The organism is Mycobacterium sp. NGS64 (assembly GCF_059812245.1).
In genome coordinates, this window is the sequence record NZ_JCALCI010000001.1 from 1,578,175 (window position 1) to 1,595,574 (window position 17,400).

A 17,400-nucleotide genomic window follows, 5' to 3' on the forward strand; every position below is an offset into this window, starting at 1 on the left:
CGGTGCTCACCTGGATCGTGGGTCGCGGCGGACTGCTCGGCAGCGCGGTGTCCCGAACGATCGGCACAAAGTTCGATGAACAGCGGGTTCCGTGGGGGAACCGCGACGCGGCGGTCGAGGTGCTCGACTCCGACCTCAGGCGATTCGTCCGAGATGTCGGAAACGATGATTGGTCGATCATTTGGGCCGCCGGCAGCGGCGTCGTCGGCACCACGTCGGACCAGCTCGCCGCGGAGACCGCGATCATGTCTCACTTCCTCACGAGCTTGCGGGACTCGAGGCCGACCGGTCGGGGTGCGTTCTTCCTCTCGTCGTCGGCGGGCGGCGTCTATGCCGGTTCGACTCATCCACCGTTCAGCGAGTCGACGACGCCATGCCCGTTGAGCCCGTACGGGGAGACCAAACTCGCTCAGGAGGAGTTCGTCCGGACGACCCTTGCGGGTCGCGTTCCGCTCGTCATCGGACGGTTCGCTAACCTCGCTGGTCCCGGCCAGAACTTGGTGAAAAAGCAGGGTCTCGTCAGCCAGATGTGTCGAGCCGCCATCACGCGACAATCGTTGAATGTTTTCGTGCCGATGGAGACGCTCCGCGACTACTTATACATCGATGATGCCGCCGCGATGGTGCGGACATTGGTCGAGAACGCGGTCGACAATCAGCCGTCAACGCCGGTGCTCCGCAACATCTCGTCGCAACAACCCGTGTCCATCTGCACCGTCGTACGGACGGTGCAGCAGGTTGCCCATCGCACGGTCCGCATCGCACTCGGGACCAGCCCTTCCTCGACCTATCACGTCCGGGACTTGCGGCTTTGCACGGACTTTCGACAGGAGTTCCACGACGTGGCGATCACGCCATTTCCGGTCGCGGTCAAGCGCGTGTACGACGATCTGCTAAGGCACCAAGCGCTGTCCAACTGAGTTCAAGCGCCAGCCGCGGCCGTCTCGAGGCGCTTGCGGCCGAGCCACCGGTACACCGCGTGCCGAGCAATGGTATTCATACGGGCTAGCGCGGTGCCGATTAGCAGGTGCCGCCGGCCCAGCAGCCCGGGATTTTCAGCGGCCAACGTGCGGTAAAAACCGATGACCTGCTCAGCCTGGGTGTGCATTTGGCCTCGCACGCTCTCCTGGGAAGTGCTAATTCGAAAAGCCCACAGCGGCCGGTTTACTGCGACGACGTTTCCCTTGCTTTGCAGTAGCACCGCGCTATACGTTGCCAAGTCGAGCATGTAGGGGAAGCGACAATCCCAACCACCGGCGTTGACCAGGGCGGAGCGCCTGAACAAGATCGATGGCGGCTCGCCGAAAATGTTAGTGCCGGCAAGTACGCTGCGCCGAATGGCGTCGCTGCCAGTGACTTCACCGCTTAGTCCGGCTAGCCCGCGGTTGCGCAGCACAATCTTTCCGGTGGCGTCGATGACATCCCTTGAACTCGCAGCTAGCACCGCCGAGGGGTGCGCTGTCAGTTCCGTGAGCAATACCTCGAGGTTATTCGAGTAGAGCACATCGTCGGCGCAAACTAGCTTGACGAACTCGCCCGTGGCCAGGCTGGTTACGCGGTCGAAGTTCTCCACCGCCGGAATGGTCGACGCCAGTCGGGATAGGCGGACACGGGGGTCGGAAGTGTAGCGCTGCAGCGCCTCCCAGGTGCCGTCGGTGGACGCGTTGTCCGAAACCACCAGCTCGAAGTCAGTGAAGGTCTGCGCCAGGATCGACTGCATGGCCGCATCCACGAACGCGATGCCGTTATACACCGGCACGACCACAGATACCAACGGCGTCACTGTGCTCCCTCCTGCTGCTCGGTCTGGCGCTCGGCGGGATTGTGGCGTAACGACAGGCCCATGACGAACAAGCTGTACTTCGGCGTCACACGCGATGAACAGCTGCGACAGCCGAGCGAACTCGGCAGCTCAGTAATTTAGCTCGTAACTTGTCCTGTCGCTGTGCTTCTGACGTATTGTGCGGCATGTGAGAGGTAGTTGCTCAACGTGTCACGAATGTGTCTGAACCGCAGCATCGCTTGCTAAACCCGGGAGCGAGTCATGGTCAGTTTCAACGCGTGTGCACATACAAGAGTGCGGCACCGACGATGATCCACCCCACCGTACTCGGGCGAGCTGTGGTCATTAGTGCTCCCGTGCGGGCATGGTTGACCGCGTCGTCCGCCAATACGGCATATGACCATCGGCCGGCCGGTAGATGCGCGGGTGCCGCACGCGGTGTCACTGATGCTGTGCTGCCCGTTCGGCTCCGGGCTGAACGAACGGGAGCCTTGTCGAGGTGAGCGTAGTGACGGCGGTGAAAGCGAGGGTGGGGCGGCCGGTGTTGCTCAACCTGCGCCCATGGCGCGACCGCCGCGCCGACGAGACAGGACGCTGTGTGGCCTGCGGTGCCGATACCGCTTTCGCCTTCAATTCGTGGACGATCCCCGACGACATGCACGCTTTTTGGTCCGATCCAAGCGTGTCCCGCGCTTACGTCCGGCGCGAAAGCATGTTCTGCCGTTTCTGCTGCAGCAACCTGAGAGTAAGGCGAATTGCTGAGGTCCTCATGGCTCTGTACGGCCCTCCGGGGTGTGGGTCCTTCTCTGAATTGATCGAGGATCCTGCGTTCCGCGCTCTCGACGTGGCCGAAATAAATACGATCGGTTCCCTCGGATCGTTGCACGCGCTGCTGCGCCGGCTTCCGCGGCTCATGTTCTCCGACTACCGAGGCCCAGAGCGACTGGGCGAGGTCGTCGACGGCATCCGCAACGAAGACATTTGTCACCTTACCTACGCCGATGCGGCCTTTGACCTGGTCCTGTCGTCCGACACCCTAGAACATGTCCACGACTTCCGGACGGCGCTGGCGGAGACGCGGCGGGTACTGCGGCCGGGAGGCCGTCATGTCTTTACGGTGCCGGTGGTTTGGACGCGCGAGACTACGCAAGCGCGGGCCTATAGAGGCGAAAACGGCGAGATCGTGCACCTGATGCCGGCCCTCTACCACGGTCGAGGCAGCGGGGCTTATCGGTTCATCCCCGCCGGCTCCGATTTGCTGACATTCAGCGAGTTCGGGCGCGACATTGTTGATTATGTGCGTGAGGCCGGCTTCGAGCCCGAGGTGTACGAAGGCTGCGACGACGGCACGGGTGCCCAGATGGTCTTCGCGGGGCGCGTCCCGGCTTGACCCTATGTCTACCGTCGCGACGGGGAAGGGTTTCACGTGAGTATGAAGGGCTCTCCGGTGCAGGCGAAAGGGATGGGCCTCGCTGACATGGACCCTGCGCGATGCCGCGCCGTGGAGATCGCCTGGGGGCCGAATGTGTACGCAGTCGCAACTGGGGTGACCCACCAGCAAACCGCAACATTTCGATGCCACCAATGACCGAATTCGACCTACCGCCCGAGTCGGCGCCCTCGGGGCCGCTGATCCGGCTCATCCGCGACCAGCGCGTGGCCTTCCTAATCGTCGGGGCGATCAACACCGTCGTGGGGTTGGGGATGTTCGTCGCGTGCTCGGAGACGGTGGGGCACGCCGTCGACCGCAGGTTCGGCACGGTCGCCGGATCGCTGGTGACGGTTACCGTTTCGCACGTGCTTAGCGTGCTGTTCGCCTTCGTCATGCATCGCCGGTTGGTGTTCCGCGTTCGCGGCCACGTGCTGCGCGACCTCGCGCGCTTCGAGAGCGTCTACCTCACGACGTTCGGCCTCAACGTCGTCGCCTTGACGGTGCTGGTCGAGCTGGGTGTGCACCGTATCCCGGCGCAAATAATCGTCTTTGTGCCCATCCTGGTGCTGAACTATCTCGGCCACCGATACTTCTCGTTCCGACGCAGCGCCACCGACGCCCAGGACGAGACATCGCGCACGTAGACCGGCGGCCGTGCGACGCCATCGTCGACGCCGGGATTCACAACCCCCGAGAAACTCCCGCCTTCTCGTTGCGCGCCACGTCATTTCGAGGGAAAGCAGGCCAGCCGCGGCAATGGCGCCACCCGCGTTAGCAGCGGCCAAGCCATGGAGTCGGCGCCTTCGGAGGCACCAAGAGCGCTGCCGCGAACTCGCCGACTACGTTCTGAGTGCCCCAAGGTTGGCGCGATACCAGGCGACCGTGGTCTGGATGCCCTCACGCAGCGAGATCTCGGGCTCCCAACCCGCTTCCCGCAAAACCGAGATGTCCAGGAGTTTGCGTGGTGTTCCGTCCGGTTTCGTTGTATCCCAAGATGTCTCGCCGTCGTATCCGACGGCTTCGGCCACCATGCCGGCGATCTCACGGATGGTGTGGTCCACGCCGGTACCGACGTTGACGTGATTCGGGCCGTCGAAATTCTCTAGAAGGTACAGACAGGCCGACGCCAGGTCGTCCACATGCAAAAGCTCGCGCTGGGGTGTTCCGGTGCCCCAGTTGGTCACTTCGGGGGCGCCGGCGGCCTGGGCCTCGTGGTACCTGCGAATGAGCGCCGGCAGCAGGTGGGAGTTGGATGCCGAGAAGTTGTCGCCGGGTCCATACAGGTTCGTTGGCATCGCAGAGATCCACGCCAGGCCGTATTGGCGCCTGACGGCCTGGACTTGCAGGATGCCGGCGATCTTCGCGATCGCGTAGGCGTCGTTTGTCGGCTCCAAAGGGCCCGTAAGCAACGAACTTTCCCTGATGGGCTGCGGACTGTATTTCGGGTAGATGCACGAGGAGCCAAGGAACAGCAGGCGCGGTACCCGAGCGGCTGCCGCGGCGTCGAGCAAGTTGACCTGGATCTGTAGGTTTTCCGACAAGAATTCGGCCGGGTAGGTGTCGTTCGCCAGGATGCCACCAACTTTGGCGGCGGCGTCGACGACGACCTGTGGCTTGGACTCGAGAATGAACGCGAAAGTCGCATCTCGATCCGTCAGGTCCAGCTCAGCGCGCGACAGCAGAAGAAGATTGGTAAAGCCCTCGGCTTGAAACTTCCTCAGTAGAGCAGAACCGACCAGCCCACGGTGACCTGCTATGTATACCGGCGCCGCGCGGTCAATGACGCCGACTGAACCGACCGCTTTGCTCATGTCCTACCAGTGATGTGTCTTGGTTGCTCGACAGTACGTTATCGGAGTTCTCTCTCCGGCACGCCCGAAGCGAGGACCGTCGTTCGAGCGCCGTGCCACGCCGGGCACCCTGCCAACTTCGAGAATCGGTGTTTTCAACATCCGTTGCGGCCTGGCAACTTCCACGTGGCACGCCCCATATTCGAAACACCTGGTTCCGGCAGTCCGTCCCTGGATTTCCATCCTGCGAAAAAACCGTTCACCGCACGTCGTCCTAGTACGCTCCGGCATGCGGGCGCGTTGCCCGGTAGGTCCGGCAACCGCTTTGCGAGAACCGAGGAGAGTCCAGTTGAGTCAAACCCGCGAGTTGTCGCGCGGTGCGGTGATCAGGTTCCGACAGCGGGTCTCGGCGGTCGCCACTGAGTCCGAGCGGTCCCTCATGCTCGGCATCATCCTGATCGGGACCGCCTTCTCGGCGGCGGTGACTTACGTGCTGACCCAGTACTACTCGGTCGACGTGCTTTCCTCTCTCGTCTCCTTCCCCGAGGACTGCTACGTCGATTCGGAAATTCATATCGGCCGCCACTGCTTCAGCGACTACTCGATGGTTGTGAAAGCTGTGCTGCGACCCGATCCCTGGGCGCCCTATCCGTTGCTGCCGCCGCACCCGCTGGTGCGGATGCAGTACCCCGCGGCAGGAATGATCCCGCACCTGCTGTTCGGGCTTCTCGGAAAATTGCTGGGCGCCCCCCGGCTGGGACTGATCGGTTATCTCGTCGCGCTGACGATCTCGGTCCTTTCTCCCGCGATTTGGGCGGCCCGAGGGGCACGCGGTTTGGAGCGGGTGGTGGTCTTCGTAGCGTTGGGCGCCGCTGCCGTCCCGACGTGGATGGTGATCGATCGGGGCAACTCGACGGGGTTCCTGGTACCAATCGCGTTGGTTCTTCTGATCGGGTTGTGCCGGCGGCAATGGGGCCTCGTCACGATCATGGTGGTGCTGGCGGCGCTGGTGAAACCGCCGTTCGCCATCTTGGCTGTGACGTTGTTCGCGGCCCGCCGGTGGCGGTGGGGCGGCATCGCCATCGCCGGCATCCTGGTCTCCAATGTCGCCGCGTATCTAGCGTGGCCGCGGGGCTTTCCCGGGACAATTGCAGAGTCAATCCACAATTTCCGTGCCTTCAATGGTTCCAACCCGCTCCTTTTTAGTGGCCGGAATGTGTCCTTCAGCAGGGCCGTGTTCATGATCCCGGACAACATCAAGCTCGCGCAGACCGGCGGCAAAATTCCGGAGGACTTTCTCATCGGTCCGCGATCGGCGATCGGGTATGTGCTCCTGGTCGCCGTGGTCGTTTGCGTGCTGGCGTTGGGACGACGCATGCCGCCGGTCATGGTCGGGATCGTGCTACTGGTCACCGCCACACTCTTCCCCCCGCAAACCCTCTACTACTACTTGGTATGCGTTTTGCCGGTCGCCGCACTCGTTGCTCGAGACCCCGACGGGCCGCCCGGGAACGGGCTATTCGACCAGCTCGCAAAGCGGGGCGACCGCCGTCGCGCGGTCGGCATCTGCGTGAGTTTGGCCGCGGCGCTCAGCGTCGCCCAGGTCGCGCTACCCATCCCGATCAGCACTGTCGAGATTCCCACTATCGGGACCCGCACGGTCACCGGCTCCACGACGTTTCTGACCCCGTTCATATGGCTGGTCGCTTGTGCGGTCATCATCGTTTCCTACGCGCGCCGACCGGTTTCCCCGCGTCGCGGTGACGAATGGCCGGCTGACGCCGAAGGTCCCTCAGAACCCGAGGTCGACACCACATCGTCGGCATCGCAGCCGGCGAGGAAGTCCCCGCCGCAGGAATCGCTGCGGGCCGCCGAGCCGCACTGATGTTGCCGGACGGACGCGGCGCCGCTCAGGTGGCGAGTCGCGTGCGCGATATCCGCTCGAGCCTGGATAACCTGCAGCGGCCCGTCAGCATCTCTCAGGCGCCGGCGACGATCGTTCGCTAAAACCACATGGGAACGTCGCGGTTGCGAGAGTATGGGCGGCGATCCATTAGGAGAAGAAGGGGGCCTTTTGAAGATTACGGTGATCGGATGCGGCTACGTCGGGCTGGTCACGGGCGCCTGCCTGGCGGACAGCGGCAACGAGGTCGTCTGTGTCGATATCGACCAGGAGAAGGTAGACCGGCTTCTCGAGGGTGAGATTCCGATCTATGAGCCGGGACTGGCCGAGCTCGTCGAACGCAACCGGGAAATGGGGTCCATCGACTTCACGACCGACAAAAAGCGGGCGATCGAGCACGGAGACGTGATCTTTATCGCCGTCGCGACGCCAATGAGCGAGAACGGCGAGGCCGACCTGTCCTACGTCTACTCCGTGGCGGAGGACATCGGGTCGTACATGGACCGGTACAAGGTCGTCGTCGACAAGTCCACCGTGCCCGTCGGCACCGCCGACGAGGTGCGGGCGATCGTCGGCAAGGCGGCCAGACACGAGTTCGACGTCGTGTCCAATCCCGAATTCCTAAAGGAGGGGACGGCGATCGCGGACTTCATGAAGCCCGATCGCGTGGTGATAGGCAGCGACTCAAAGCGCGCCCTCGACATCATGCGAGAGGTGTACGAGCCGTTCCTGCGCACATTCAATCCCTTGATCGCCATGGACATCAGGAGCGCCGAGATGACGAAGTACGCGGCGAACTGCTTCCTTGCGACCAAGATTTCCTTCATCAACGAGATCTCGAACCTGTGCGAGAAGGCCGGCGCAGACATTTCGGCGGTGCGGGAGGCGATCGGCGCGGACAGGCGCATCCGCTACGAATTCCTCTTCCCCGGGGTGGGATACGGTGGCTCCTGCTTGCCGAAAGACGTTCAGGCCCTTATACATACCGCCAAGAGCCTGGGCTCCGACTCGCGTCTGCTGCGTGCAGTCGACGAGGTCAACAGCGGGCAGAAATCTGCCCTCGTGTCCAAGATCGTGACCCATTTCGGCGGCCAGTCGCCTGCGACCAGTCTGGAAGGCCTGCGCTTTGCGCTTTGGGGCCTGTCCTTCAAGCCTCAGACCGACGATATGCGCGAGGCCCCCTCCATTGTCATCGCGAGGCGGCTGATCGAGATGGGGGCTACGGTACGGGCCTATGATCCCGAAGCGACCGTGCAGGCGAAAAAGGTGCTGGGGGATGCGATCGAGTACGCCGGGAATATGTACGAGGCCGCCGAGGGCGCCGATGCCCTGCTGCTGGTCACCGAGTGGAAGCAGTTCCAGCGGCCGTCCTGGCAGCGCCTCAAGTCGACGATGCGAGGCTTCGTCGTGTTCGACGGCCGAAACATCTACGACCCAAAGCGCCTGCGGGCCGAAGGTTTTGAGTACTACGGCATGGGCCGCAACTGACATAGGAGAACAAACAGATGAGAGCCCTCGTCGCCGGCGCCGCCGGCTTCCTGGGATCCCACCTCTGCGATCGTCTTCGCCGCGACGGCATCGAGGTTCTGGGGCTGGACAACTTCTACACGGGCAGTCTCGACAACATCAGGCACCTTGATGGCGACCCGGGTTTCAACTTTTTCGAACACGACATCACGCGGCCGATCGACGCGGCCGCGGCGGGCCCGCTGGACGTCATCTTCAACATGGCCTGTCCGGCGTCGCCGCTCACCTATCAGCGCGATCCCTTGTTCACCCTCGAGACGAACTACGGCGGGGTGAAAAATCTCCTCGAATTAGCGCGCCAGAAGGGAGCGACCATACTTCAGTCCTCGACCAGCGAGGTCTATGGAGATCCAACCGTCCATCCCCAGGTCGAGAGCTATTGGGGCAACGTCAACTGCTTTGGCGTCCGGAGTTGCTACGACGAGGGCAAGCGGATCGCGGAGACGTTGATGCTCGAGTACGCGCGCCGTTACGGCGTCCGAATCAAGGTCGTCCGCATCTTCAATACCTACGGTCCGAGGATGGACCCCGCGGACGGCCGCATCGTCGCCACCTTCATCACCCAGGCGCTGGCGGGTGAACCGATCACCGTGTTCGGGGATGGCAGCCAGACCCGGTCCTTCTGCTACGTCGACGACCTCGTCGACGGGCTGGTGAAGATGGCCGCGAGCGACCCCTCGTTCACGGGGCCCCTCAACCTCGGCAGCACGGCTGAATTTACCGCCGGGGAGGCCGCGAACCTCATCAAGGAAATGACCGGATCCCCGTCGCCGATCGTTCACAAGCCGCTACCTCCGGACGATCCGCGGCAACGCAAGCCAGACATCAGCCTCGCCGAATCCAAGCTCGGCTGGCGTCCTCAAGTCCCTTTCGAGCAGGGGGTTACGCGGACGATCGAATACTTCAACGGCACCAGGACGGGACCCTGACAAGAATGCCCCCGATCATCTTCATCATCTTCAACCGCCCGGACACCACGCGCCAGGTCTTCGAGACGATCCGAGCCGCCAAGCCAGAAAAGCTCCTGGTCGTTGCCGACGGACCCCGCGCGAATAGGCCAGGTGAGGCCGAAAAGTGCGCAGCCACACGCGAAATCATCGATGGAGTGGACTGGGACTGCGAAGTTCAGAAGAACTTCTCGGAGACGAACATGGGCTGCCGGCTACGGGTTTCCTCCGGCATCACGTGGGCCTTCGAGCAGGTCGACCAGGCGATAATTCTCGAGGACGATTGCGTACCCTCCACTTCGTTCTTCCAGTTCTGCGCCGAGCTGCTCGACCGCTACGAGAGCGACGAGCGCGTCATGATGATCTCCGGGGACAACCATTTATTCGGACGGGCCGCCACGTCGGACAGCTATTACTTCTCGAGGTATCCGCACGTCTGGGGCTGGGCCACGTGGAGACGCGCGTGGGCAAAATACGACCTCAACATGACAAACTGGCCAAACATCAAGGACAGGAAGCTTTTTGACCAGTATCTTCCGAGGCTGAGCGAGCGCTACCGCTGGGAGTCGGTCTTCCAAAGCGTCCATGACGGCAACATCGATACGTGGGACTACCAATGGGTCTACAGCATCTGGGCAAACTCAGGCCTGTGCATCGCTCCCGCCCGAAACTTGGTAAGCAACATCGGGTTTCACGCCGAGGCAACTCATACCACGGGTGACACTGTCTATTCGTCGCTGGTCGCCGAGGAATTGGAATGGCCACTCAGCCATCCGGCGACCCTACTGGCGAGCTTTGATAAAGATGAGCTCGAGGCCAGGCTTCGAGCTGCGCATTCAAATGCCTCGCCGCTTCGGTTCAATGACCTGACTTGCGCCCTCAAGCTGCTCGCCAACAGGGCGATGAGGCGCGGCCAAAACCGTTAGCCGGCTCGTTACGGCCGGGCGACCATCGGCTTGTCAATCCATGGCTTGCCTTCGCACTCCAGCGCGGCGATGTCCGCGTCGACCATGAGCCGCGCCAGTTCGCCGGTGTGTACGGACGCCGTCCATCCAAGCTTCCCGGCGGCCTTCGACGCATCACCGATCAGGGCATCGACTTCGGTGGGGCGCAGATAGCGCTCGTCGAACTTGATGTGTTTTTGCCAGTCGAGTCCCGCATGCTCAAAGGCCGCTTGTGCGAACTCGCGCACCGAGTAGCCGCGGCCCGTCGCGAGAACGTAGTCCTCGGGTTCGGGCGTCTGGAGCATCCGCCACATGCCTTCGACGAACTCCGGCGCATATCCCCAGTCCCTTACCGCATCGAGGTTCCCCATGAACAGCTCGGACTGAACGCCCGCCTTGATGCGCGCCACGGCACGAGTGATCTTTCGGGTCACGAAAGTTTCTCCGCGCCTTGGTGATTCGTGATTGAACAAGATGCCGTTGACCGCGAACAAGCCGTACGCTTCCCGATAGTTGCGGGTGGCCCAGTACGCGAAGACCTTCGCCGCACCATACGGTGACCGTGGATAGAACGGCGTCAGCTCGTTCTGGGGCGGCGGTGATGCGCCGAACATCTCGGACGACGACGCCTGATAGAAGCGGCATTGCACCTTGGAGAGCCGGACGGCTTCTAGCAGTCGCATGGATCCCATGCCGGTGGTATCACCGGTGTGCACGGGTTCGTCAAAGCTGACGCGCACGTGCGACTGCGCCGACAGGTTGTAAACCTCATCGGGTTCGATGGTGCTCAGCAGGGTAACCAGGCGCGTTCCGTCGGTGAGATCGCCGTAGTGCAAGAACAAACGGGCATCAGGGTCGTGGGGATCGACATAGAGGTGATCAATCCGCGACGTGTTGAACGTGGAGGCGCGGCGTATCAGTCCGTGCACCTCGTAGCCCTTCTGAAGCAACAGTTCAGCGAGGTAGGAGCCGTCCTGCCCCGTGATTCCAGTAATGATCGCTCGCTTCACCAATTTCTCACTTCTGTCGATGCAGACCTTTTCGCCAAAGTCTCTTGGATCGTGGGCCTGCTGACCCTGCCCAGCTGGTATGGCGACGCATTCGCCGTCGCCTCATAGTAGAAGGTCGTACGCAGCAAGAGCTGACAGCACAGTTATGCCTGCTCGCCGACGCGTAACACCGCTCATCTCGACCCGGTGGCGAGCTGGATGACGCAAACGGGCGCAGGACGGCGGCAAGGTTCGTTACATTTATGGATGCCGTCGACCGCAGGTTGGCGTGTCCGGTTCGCTGGCCGCGATGTCGGTCCGTGAGTGTCCTCTTCAGTGCTCGCCGGTGTGCGGAGAGGCTTGGGAGGGAGGTTATGCCCGTGCAGTGCCGGATTTGTGCTTCTCCCGCCAAGATCGCGTTCGACCACAAGGTGCTGAACAAATACGACTGCCGCTACTACTTCTGCGCCAACTGTGGGGTAGTGCAGACGGAGGAGCCCTACTGGCTGGAAGAAGCGTATGAGAGCCCTGTCGCGGCGGCCGACACGGGGATTTTGGTCCGAAACCTCGACCTGGCACGGGCTACTTCTCTGGTCTTGTTCTTCCTGTTTGATCGCCGTGGTCGATTTCTTGACGCGGCCGGCGGCTACGGCTTTTTCACCCGCCTGATGCGTGACATCGGCTTCGACTATTACTGGACGGATAAATACAGCCCCAACCTGGTCGCAAAAGGCTTTGAGATGAGCGAGGGAGGGGACCTGCCTTACACGGCAGTCACCGCCTTCGAAGTCATGGAGCATCTTCCAGACCCGGTGGCCTTTGTCGACGAACTCCTGAACAGCACCGGTACCGACACGATCATCTTCTCCACGGAGCTGTTCGCCGGCGAACCGCCCGCCCCCGATGACTGGTGGTACTACGCGTTTCCCACGGGGCAGCACATCAGCTTCTATCAGAAGCGAACGCTGGAGCTCATAGGGAAGCGCTTCGGCATGAACCTGTACAGCTCGGGAACGTTCCACATCTGGACGCGGGCGAGAATCAACCCCCTGGCCCTGCGTTTCCTGATGTCGCCGCGCGTTTCGGGGCTTCTCCATTGGTTGCCACGGCGCGCCCTCGTTTCGCGGACGTGGGCGGACCATGAGCGATTGATAGGGGCCGTCAACACCTGATCAGTCGCTCGGCGGGGAGGTAGGTCGTCGCACGACCCAAGTCACATCACGTCGCGATAGATGCGCGCGGTCGCCGCTGCGCAGTCGTCCCACGAAAATGCGGCCAGCCGAGCATCGCCACGTGCCCGCAGGTTCGCCTGCAACGACGGCGTCGTGACGACTCGTTCCAGAGTCGTCCGAAGATCCTCGACGCTATTGGGCTCGAAATAGGCTGCCGCGTCGCCCACTACTTCTGGGATGGAGCCGCCATTGCTGCACACGACTGGACACCCGTAACTCATGGCTTCGAGTGGCGGGATGCCAAATCCCTCGTACATCGACGGATAGATGAACGCCGTGGCCGCCCCGTAGCGCGCGGCGAGTTCAGAATCAGACCCTGACTCGAAACGGACCCTGTCAGCAACACCAAGGCGCTCGATCTCGGTTTGCTCGTCACGCTGAAACTGCTGCCCGCCGAAAGCTATAAGGTCGAACTGCCGCAGTGTTGGAGAGCTGGCGAAGGCCTGCAGTAGCGTGTCGAAATTCTTGTAGCCGCCGCGTTTACCCACGTAGAGCAGGGACGGCCGTTGTTCGTGCTGCACCGCGCGAGGGGCGACCGCGTCAACCGAATAACCCAGGTGCACGACGCTCGTTCGCGCCGGATCGATTTCGAAGAGACGTATGAGATCTCGGCGCGTGTTTTCGGAGATGCAGATGACGTGGTCGGCGCGATCGACGGCGGCGCGCTTGGCAGCGGTCACTTGTGCGGCGTCGGGAAACTCTTCGGAGAAGAGTTCGTGAATCATGTCGTGGACGGTCACAATGCGGTGCCGCGCCGGGCCAACAGGCTTCAGGGCGTAGTAGGTCTCGTGCACGATGTCCGGGTTCGCTTTTCGCAGTGCCATCGGCGCGGCGAACCGGTTCACGGCACCGACGACACGCGAAATGTCTCCGACCGTATAAGGCACATACCTGCCTTGCGTGAAGCGGCGGGCGGATTCGGCCGTCAGATAGTTGTTGACGTGCAGCGGAGCCACGACGGACACGTCCACGCTGTGAGCCGGCAGGCGGCGAGCCAGCTCGAAGATGTAGCGGGACACACCGCCATACCTCTGGAACGAGAAGATCTGGTGGTCGAAAGCGACTTTCACCGGCGCCGACCCAAACTCCACGGTTGCTCGACCGACCGGCCGAACGGGCTTTGGCCGGCCGGGTCGCAGATTCTTTGCGTTTTGGTTATGCGCAGCATGTTCACGAATCTGCGGAATCGTTGGCGGGCATGGACTTTAGGCGCGCGCCGTCCCGGATCCCGAGCCCGGCGGGCTTCGCGAGATAACCGATTTGCGCCTCGCGGGATGCACCCGACATCGCATAGCCGTTATCGATCGGCAGGTGAGCTCGGTACGCGCGGTCCTGGCCCGAGACGCTACAGATCAGCGCCCTCATGCCGCCCTCCTGAGTTCGTGGCGCGGGTACCCCGTGAGTCTGACGGCAGGGCGGCCGTGGACCCGCCGCCATGCGTTCATATTGAAGCATCCATGCAGCATGGTCGGACCTGCGGATCAGCCGCGGGGAGGAGCGCAACACCCGCTCGAGGTGGATCGCATGCTCGACTGTCCCCGTAAGACCAGCCTTGGGCGCGCTGGTCGCGCCCTGTCGAGCGTTCGGCGGGCCGCGATGTTTACGCGCCTTGGCGAGCTTGTGCAATGTGGATCACACACCGAGGGAAAGTCGTGATTACGGCCGATGCCCTGGAGGTGCGTCCTCCGTCGCCGAACGAATGAATTCGCCAGTTACGCCACGAGATACGGCCCGCTGAGGTAGCGTCCCCCTTGATGTGGGCCTTACTGGTGGTAACCGGGTTGGGGATGGCGATCGATCCCGTGCGGTTGGGACTCGCCGTCGTGATGCTGTCCCGCCGTAGTCCCATGCGCAATCTCCTGGCTTTCTGGCTGGGCGGCATGGTGGCAGGTGTCGGCATCGCGACAGCTGTGCTGTTGCTAATGCGCGACGTCGCGTTGGCGGCCATTCGAAGCGCCGCAGACGCAATCTCAGAGGTCAGGGCAGCGGTCATCATCTTCTCCGGCCCGCGCCTCATGATCACCGTCGGCGTGCTTTCCCTGGTGGTCTTAGCTGTCATGTTGGCCCGCGAAAGGGCGGCCAAACGGGTCGTTGCCGGACCGACAACCGTGAGCAGCGGCAGTACTGCGGTCCTAATGGAGGACCAGCGCCCCAAGAGCGCGTTCGCGCGCCTCGGGGCCCGCACCCAGGAGATGCTGGACTCCGATGCCGTCTGGCCGGCATTCCTGGTCGGCATGGGATCGACGTTCCCCCCTTACGAAGGTGTGGTTCTGCTCACATTCATCATGGCCTCCGGCACCGGCATCTTCACGCAGTTCTCCGTCTTCATCGTGTTCACGGTCATGGTGCTTGCGGTCATCGAGATCCCCCTGGTCAGCTATTTGGTCAGGCCTGAGAAGACTCTGGCGCTGATGCTCAGGATGCAGACCTGGCTGCAGACTTACCGCATGAAGATCACCCAAGCCGTCCTCGGTATCGGAGGGGTTATATGGGTGACGCAGGGTATTACCGCTCTCTGACAGCGGTACTAAGGGCATCACATCGGTGAAACCCGACGACGCTTGTGACCAGCGGCCGACGGTCTCGGTGTGCGTGCCGATGTACAACAACGGCGCCACGATCGAGCGTTGCCTGCGCAGCATCCTGGACCAGGACGGCGTCGACTTCGAGATCATCGTCGTCGACGACGACTCGTCGGACGACGGCGCCGCCGTCGCCGCCGCGATGCTGCGGCCCGGAGACCGGCTGGTCAAGAATCAGCCCCGCCTCGGCCTCAACGGGAACCACAACAAATGCCTGGAACTGGCTCGCGGCACGTGCGTCCAGTTCGTGCATGGCGACGACTGGCTGCTGCCCGGCGCACTGGCGACGCTATCCCCATACTTCGAGGACCCGGCCGTCGGGCTCGCGTTCGCGCCCCGGCAGGTCGTGGGCAACGACGAGCGGTGGAAGCGCATGTACGGCAAGATGTACACGCACTTTCGCAACCTCCGGGAACGCAATGACGGGCGCGATTTGGTGCGGCAGGCGGCGCTGGGGGGCCTGAGGGACAACTGGGTCGGCGAGCCCACCTGCGTGATGTTCCGGCGCCGGCTGGCACTCGACGTCGGGGGCATGCGCAACGATATCTACCAGCTCGTTGACCTGGACTTCTGGTTGCGCCTGATGGTGCGATCGACGGTTTGCTTTGTGCCACGGGAACTGTCGGTGCGCAGTCACATGAAGGGGACCGAAACGACGCACCTTATGACGTCGCGGGGCTACGTGCTCGATCAGCTGCGCATTCTCAGTTGGCTGGCCGTCGACCCGGCGTCATCCCGCTCGATCCGGATCATCGCGCGGCTCTGGTGGTTTCCCGCATGGCTGGCGCTGGTCGTGGAGATCGCGGTCTTCGGGCCGCAGCGGGCGCAGCACCTGAAGACCTTGGCGGCGGCGACTTTTCGCGAGTTCCCCCGCGCCCGCGCGCTAGCCGTGAATCTCGGCGGTCAAGTCGAATTCGTCGAACGTGCGTAAGACGTCCTCGCGCAGCCCGGCTTGGGAGTTCGCCCGGCCGGCCAGGTAGGCGTTGACCGCAAGGAAGATTTTTCCGTTCACCCGCCCCGAAGCGACGAACAGTTGCCCACCCATGCGTTCGAGGGCGCGCCGGTTGATGCCCGGTTCGATCAGTCGCCCAGAGGCGTAGTCGGCGTCGGTTCCGTCCGGGCGGTTGGTCGCCGGGGGCATATCCCCGACGTTGGAGCAGCCGATGGGAAGGCTGGCGGCGCCCAATCCCATTCCCGCCGCCCGCCGAGCGGCCCATTTGGGCGCCAGCGAGGCGAGCGGCAGCGGCCCCAGCAGCTCCTCGGTGATCTCGGTGAGGTCGGCGAACGCTTGCTTGAACTTCAGACGGACCTCCGCGAGGTCGGAGGACAGGCGCGCCGGGTCGACCGAAACGGTCGGGAATACCACCGCGTTGCCACGCGTGTCGTCCTCGGTGCGGTCGCTGACCGGGAACGCCAGCGTGACCGTTCCGTCGTCGCAGACGCGCCCCATTCGCACGCCGAGCCTGCCCGCGAAACCCGCGAGAAGCGTGAAGCTGTTTCCGCCAATGGTTTTCGCGCACGCATCCCAGGCCGTCACGTCGACATAGGCCGTCAGGTAGGGCACCACGACGGGCCGGTCGTGGGCGGCCCGGCGCGGCGAAGGCGGTGGCGACGTCATCGAGGCAACGACGTCTTTGCGCCGGTGTCGGGCGATGCGCGCCGTGGCCGCCACCGCCCGCGCCAGCTCGGGAGCCGACGCGATCGTTTGCCGGGCGTCCTGTAGCGCGGCCCGTCCGCGGGTGCGCGAACCGGGGCCCGGGTAGCCCAGGTGGCGGGTTCGCCCCTCCGCCGCGTCGGAGATGGCCTGCAGGATCCCGAGCCCGTCGACCAGGGTGTGCGACGTCGTCAGGCACACCGCGGTCCCGCCGTCCTCGAGGGGGAGGACCCCGAGATGCCAGCCGGGCCCGTACTCGGGGTCCAGGGGCAGGCAGGCCCGCTCATAAAGCCAGGCGTTCAGATCCGCACGGGAGCGCGGTGTTTCGGCGATCTCGATGTCGCCGAGTCCGCGCGAGATCACCCAGCGGTCACGCGCGAAAGGCAGCGACGACGGTTCGACCAGCCGTCCCAGCAACCCGTATCCGAGGTTTCGGTGGAAGCGGCGCAATCCGTCAACGTTTGCGGGACGGTTGTAAATCCAGTTGAACTGCACGTGCGCCCCGTAGCCAAGCGCCCGCAGACCCAGGAAAGACGCCTGGTCCATGTGTGCGAGTCGATTGTCCACCGCGTACACGGTAGTTTATCTGCCAGCAGGGGCGGAGCGCTTTGTGCGCG

The 17,400-nt window shown here is 63.2% G+C and carries 16 protein-coding genes; 10 read left to right on the top strand and 6 right to left on the bottom strand.

The window, feature by feature from the left end:
• Positions 1-2: 2 nt before the first annotated feature.
• Entirely contained in the window at positions 3-920 is a 918-nt protein-coding gene (locus tag AC5Y4S_RS07865) for an NAD-dependent epimerase/dehydratase family protein (RefSeq protein WP_500031734.1), read from the top strand.
• 2 nt (positions 921-922) lie between these two features.
• On the opposite strand, the gene AC5Y4S_RS07870 is transcribed toward AC5Y4S_RS07865, so the two are convergent.
• On the bottom strand, positions 923-1,783 hold the full coding sequence (locus tag AC5Y4S_RS07870) for a glycosyltransferase family 2 protein (RefSeq protein ID WP_500031736.1): 861 nt from the start codon (positions 1,781-1,783) through the stop codon (positions 923-925).
• A gap of 499 nt (positions 1,784-2,282) precedes the next feature.
• Between AC5Y4S_RS07870 and AC5Y4S_RS07875 the strand changes: the two genes are divergently transcribed.
• Positions 2,283-3,173: a class I SAM-dependent methyltransferase gene (locus AC5Y4S_RS07875; RefSeq protein WP_500031738.1), complete on the top strand. Its 891-nt coding sequence runs from the start codon at positions 2,283-2,285 to the stop codon at positions 3,171-3,173.
• A gap of 194 nt (positions 3,174-3,367) precedes the next feature.
• Positions 3,368-3,859 (top strand): GtrA family protein, encoded by a 492-nt coding sequence (locus AC5Y4S_RS07880; protein ID WP_500031740.1) that lies wholly within the window; start codon positions 3,368-3,370, stop codon positions 3,857-3,859.
• A 195-nt stretch (positions 3,860-4,054) separates the two neighbouring features.
• Here the strand turns inward: AC5Y4S_RS07880 and AC5Y4S_RS07885 are convergent, their stop codons facing one another.
• Entirely contained in the window at positions 4,055-5,026 is a 972-nt protein-coding gene (locus AC5Y4S_RS07885; RefSeq protein WP_500031743.1) for a GDP-L-fucose synthase family protein, read from the bottom strand.
• Positions 5,027-5,354: 328 nt separating this feature from the next.
• Here AC5Y4S_RS07885 and AC5Y4S_RS07890 point away from each other — a divergent pair, with 328 nt between their 5' ends.
• The 4 genes from AC5Y4S_RS07890 to AC5Y4S_RS07905 all read left to right on the top strand — a co-directional run bounded on the left by AC5Y4S_RS07890 (position 5,355) and on the right by AC5Y4S_RS07905 (position 10,308).
• A complete protein-coding gene (locus AC5Y4S_RS07890) occupies positions 5,355-6,890 on the top strand; it encodes a hypothetical protein (RefSeq protein WP_500031746.1) in 1,536 nt (511 codons plus the stop codon).
• A gap of 189 nt (positions 6,891-7,079) precedes the next feature.
• Entirely contained in the window at positions 7,080-8,396 is a 1,317-nt protein-coding gene (locus AC5Y4S_RS07895) for a UDP-glucose dehydrogenase family protein (protein ID WP_500031748.1), read from the top strand.
• Positions 8,397-8,413: 17 nt separating this feature from the next.
• Positions 8,414-9,364 carry a UDP-glucuronic acid decarboxylase family protein gene (locus AC5Y4S_RS07900; RefSeq protein WP_500031750.1) on the top strand — a complete coding sequence of 317 codons (951 nt, stop codon included), beginning with the start codon at positions 8,414-8,416 and terminating at the stop codon, positions 9,362-9,364.
• Positions 9,365-9,369: 5 nt separating this feature from the next.
• A complete protein-coding gene (locus tag AC5Y4S_RS07905) occupies positions 9,370-10,308 on the top strand; it encodes a methyltransferase type 11 (protein ID WP_500031752.1) in 939 nt (312 codons plus the stop codon).
• An 8-nt stretch (positions 10,309-10,316) separates the two neighbouring features.
• Here the strand turns inward: AC5Y4S_RS07905 and gmd are convergent, their stop codons facing one another.
• Positions 10,317-11,336: a GDP-mannose 4,6-dehydratase gene (gmd, locus tag AC5Y4S_RS07910; RefSeq protein ID WP_500031754.1), complete on the bottom strand. Its 1,020-nt coding sequence runs from the start codon at positions 11,334-11,336 to the stop codon at positions 10,317-10,319.
• 353 nt (positions 11,337-11,689) lie between these two features.
• Here gmd and AC5Y4S_RS07915 point away from each other — a divergent pair, with 353 nt between their 5' ends.
• Positions 11,690-12,487: a class I SAM-dependent methyltransferase gene (locus AC5Y4S_RS07915; protein WP_500031757.1), complete on the top strand. Its 798-nt coding sequence runs from the start codon at positions 11,690-11,692 to the stop codon at positions 12,485-12,487.
• 41 nt (positions 12,488-12,528) lie between these two features.
• On the opposite strand, the gene AC5Y4S_RS07920 is transcribed toward AC5Y4S_RS07915, so the two are convergent.
• A complete protein-coding gene (locus AC5Y4S_RS07920) occupies positions 12,529-13,638 on the bottom strand; it encodes a glycosyltransferase family 4 protein (protein ID WP_500031759.1) in 1,110 nt (369 codons plus the stop codon).
• Positions 13,639-13,717: 79 nt separating this feature from the next.
• Entirely contained in the window at positions 13,718-13,912 is a 195-nt protein-coding gene (locus AC5Y4S_RS07925) for a hypothetical protein (protein WP_500031761.1), read from the bottom strand.
• Positions 13,913-14,301: 389 nt separating this feature from the next.
• On the opposite strand from AC5Y4S_RS07925, the gene AC5Y4S_RS07930 reads away from it, so the two are divergent.
• Together AC5Y4S_RS07930 and AC5Y4S_RS07935 are read left to right on the top strand one after the other, a co-directional pair.
• On the top strand, positions 14,302-15,066 hold the full coding sequence (locus tag AC5Y4S_RS07930) for a GAP family protein (RefSeq protein ID WP_500031764.1): 765 nt from the start codon (positions 14,302-14,304) through the stop codon (positions 15,064-15,066).
• A gap of 16 nt (positions 15,067-15,082) precedes the next feature.
• A complete protein-coding gene (locus AC5Y4S_RS07935) occupies positions 15,083-16,060 on the top strand; it encodes a glycosyltransferase family 2 protein (protein WP_500032199.1) in 978 nt (325 codons plus the stop codon).
• Here AC5Y4S_RS07935 and AC5Y4S_RS07940 read toward each other — a convergent pair.
• Complete coding sequence (locus AC5Y4S_RS07940) at positions 16,013-17,329, bottom strand: hypothetical protein (protein WP_500031765.1); 1,317 nt, start codon at positions 17,327-17,329, stop codon at positions 16,013-16,015. The genes AC5Y4S_RS07935 and AC5Y4S_RS07940 overlap by 48 nt on opposite strands.
• Positions 17,330-17,400 lie beyond the last annotated feature (71 nt).

What these genes read in the sequence shown, in the direction of transcription:
- AC5Y4S_RS07915 (WP_500031757.1), top strand. Translation starts at nt 11,690, where the DNA reads ATGCCCGTGCAGTGCCGGATTTGTGCTTCTCCCGCCAAGATCGCGTTC.
- AC5Y4S_RS07925 (WP_500031761.1), bottom strand. Translation starts at nt 13,912, where the DNA reads ATGAGGGCGCTGATCTGTAGCGTCTCGGGCCAGGACCGCGCGTACCGA.
- AC5Y4S_RS07880 (WP_500031740.1), top strand. Translation starts at nt 3,368, where the DNA reads ATGACCGAATTCGACCTACCGCCCGAGTCGGCGCCCTCGGGGCCGCTG.
- AC5Y4S_RS07900 (WP_500031750.1), top strand. Translation starts at nt 8,414, where the DNA reads ATGAGAGCCCTCGTCGCCGGCGCCGCCGGCTTCCTGGGATCCCACCTC.
- AC5Y4S_RS07940 (WP_500031765.1), bottom strand. Translation starts at nt 17,329, where the DNA reads ATGGACCAGGCGTCTTTCCTGGGTCTGCGGGCGCTTGGCTACGGGGCG.
- AC5Y4S_RS07885 (WP_500031743.1), bottom strand. Translation starts at nt 5,026, where the DNA reads ATGAGCAAAGCGGTCGGTTCAGTCGGCGTCATTGACCGCGCGGCGCCG.
- AC5Y4S_RS07930 (WP_500031764.1), top strand. Translation starts at nt 14,302, where the DNA reads ATGTGGGCCTTACTGGTGGTAACCGGGTTGGGGATGGCGATCGATCCC.
- AC5Y4S_RS07905 (WP_500031752.1), top strand. Translation starts at nt 9,370, where the DNA reads ATGCCCCCGATCATCTTCATCATCTTCAACCGCCCGGACACCACGCGC.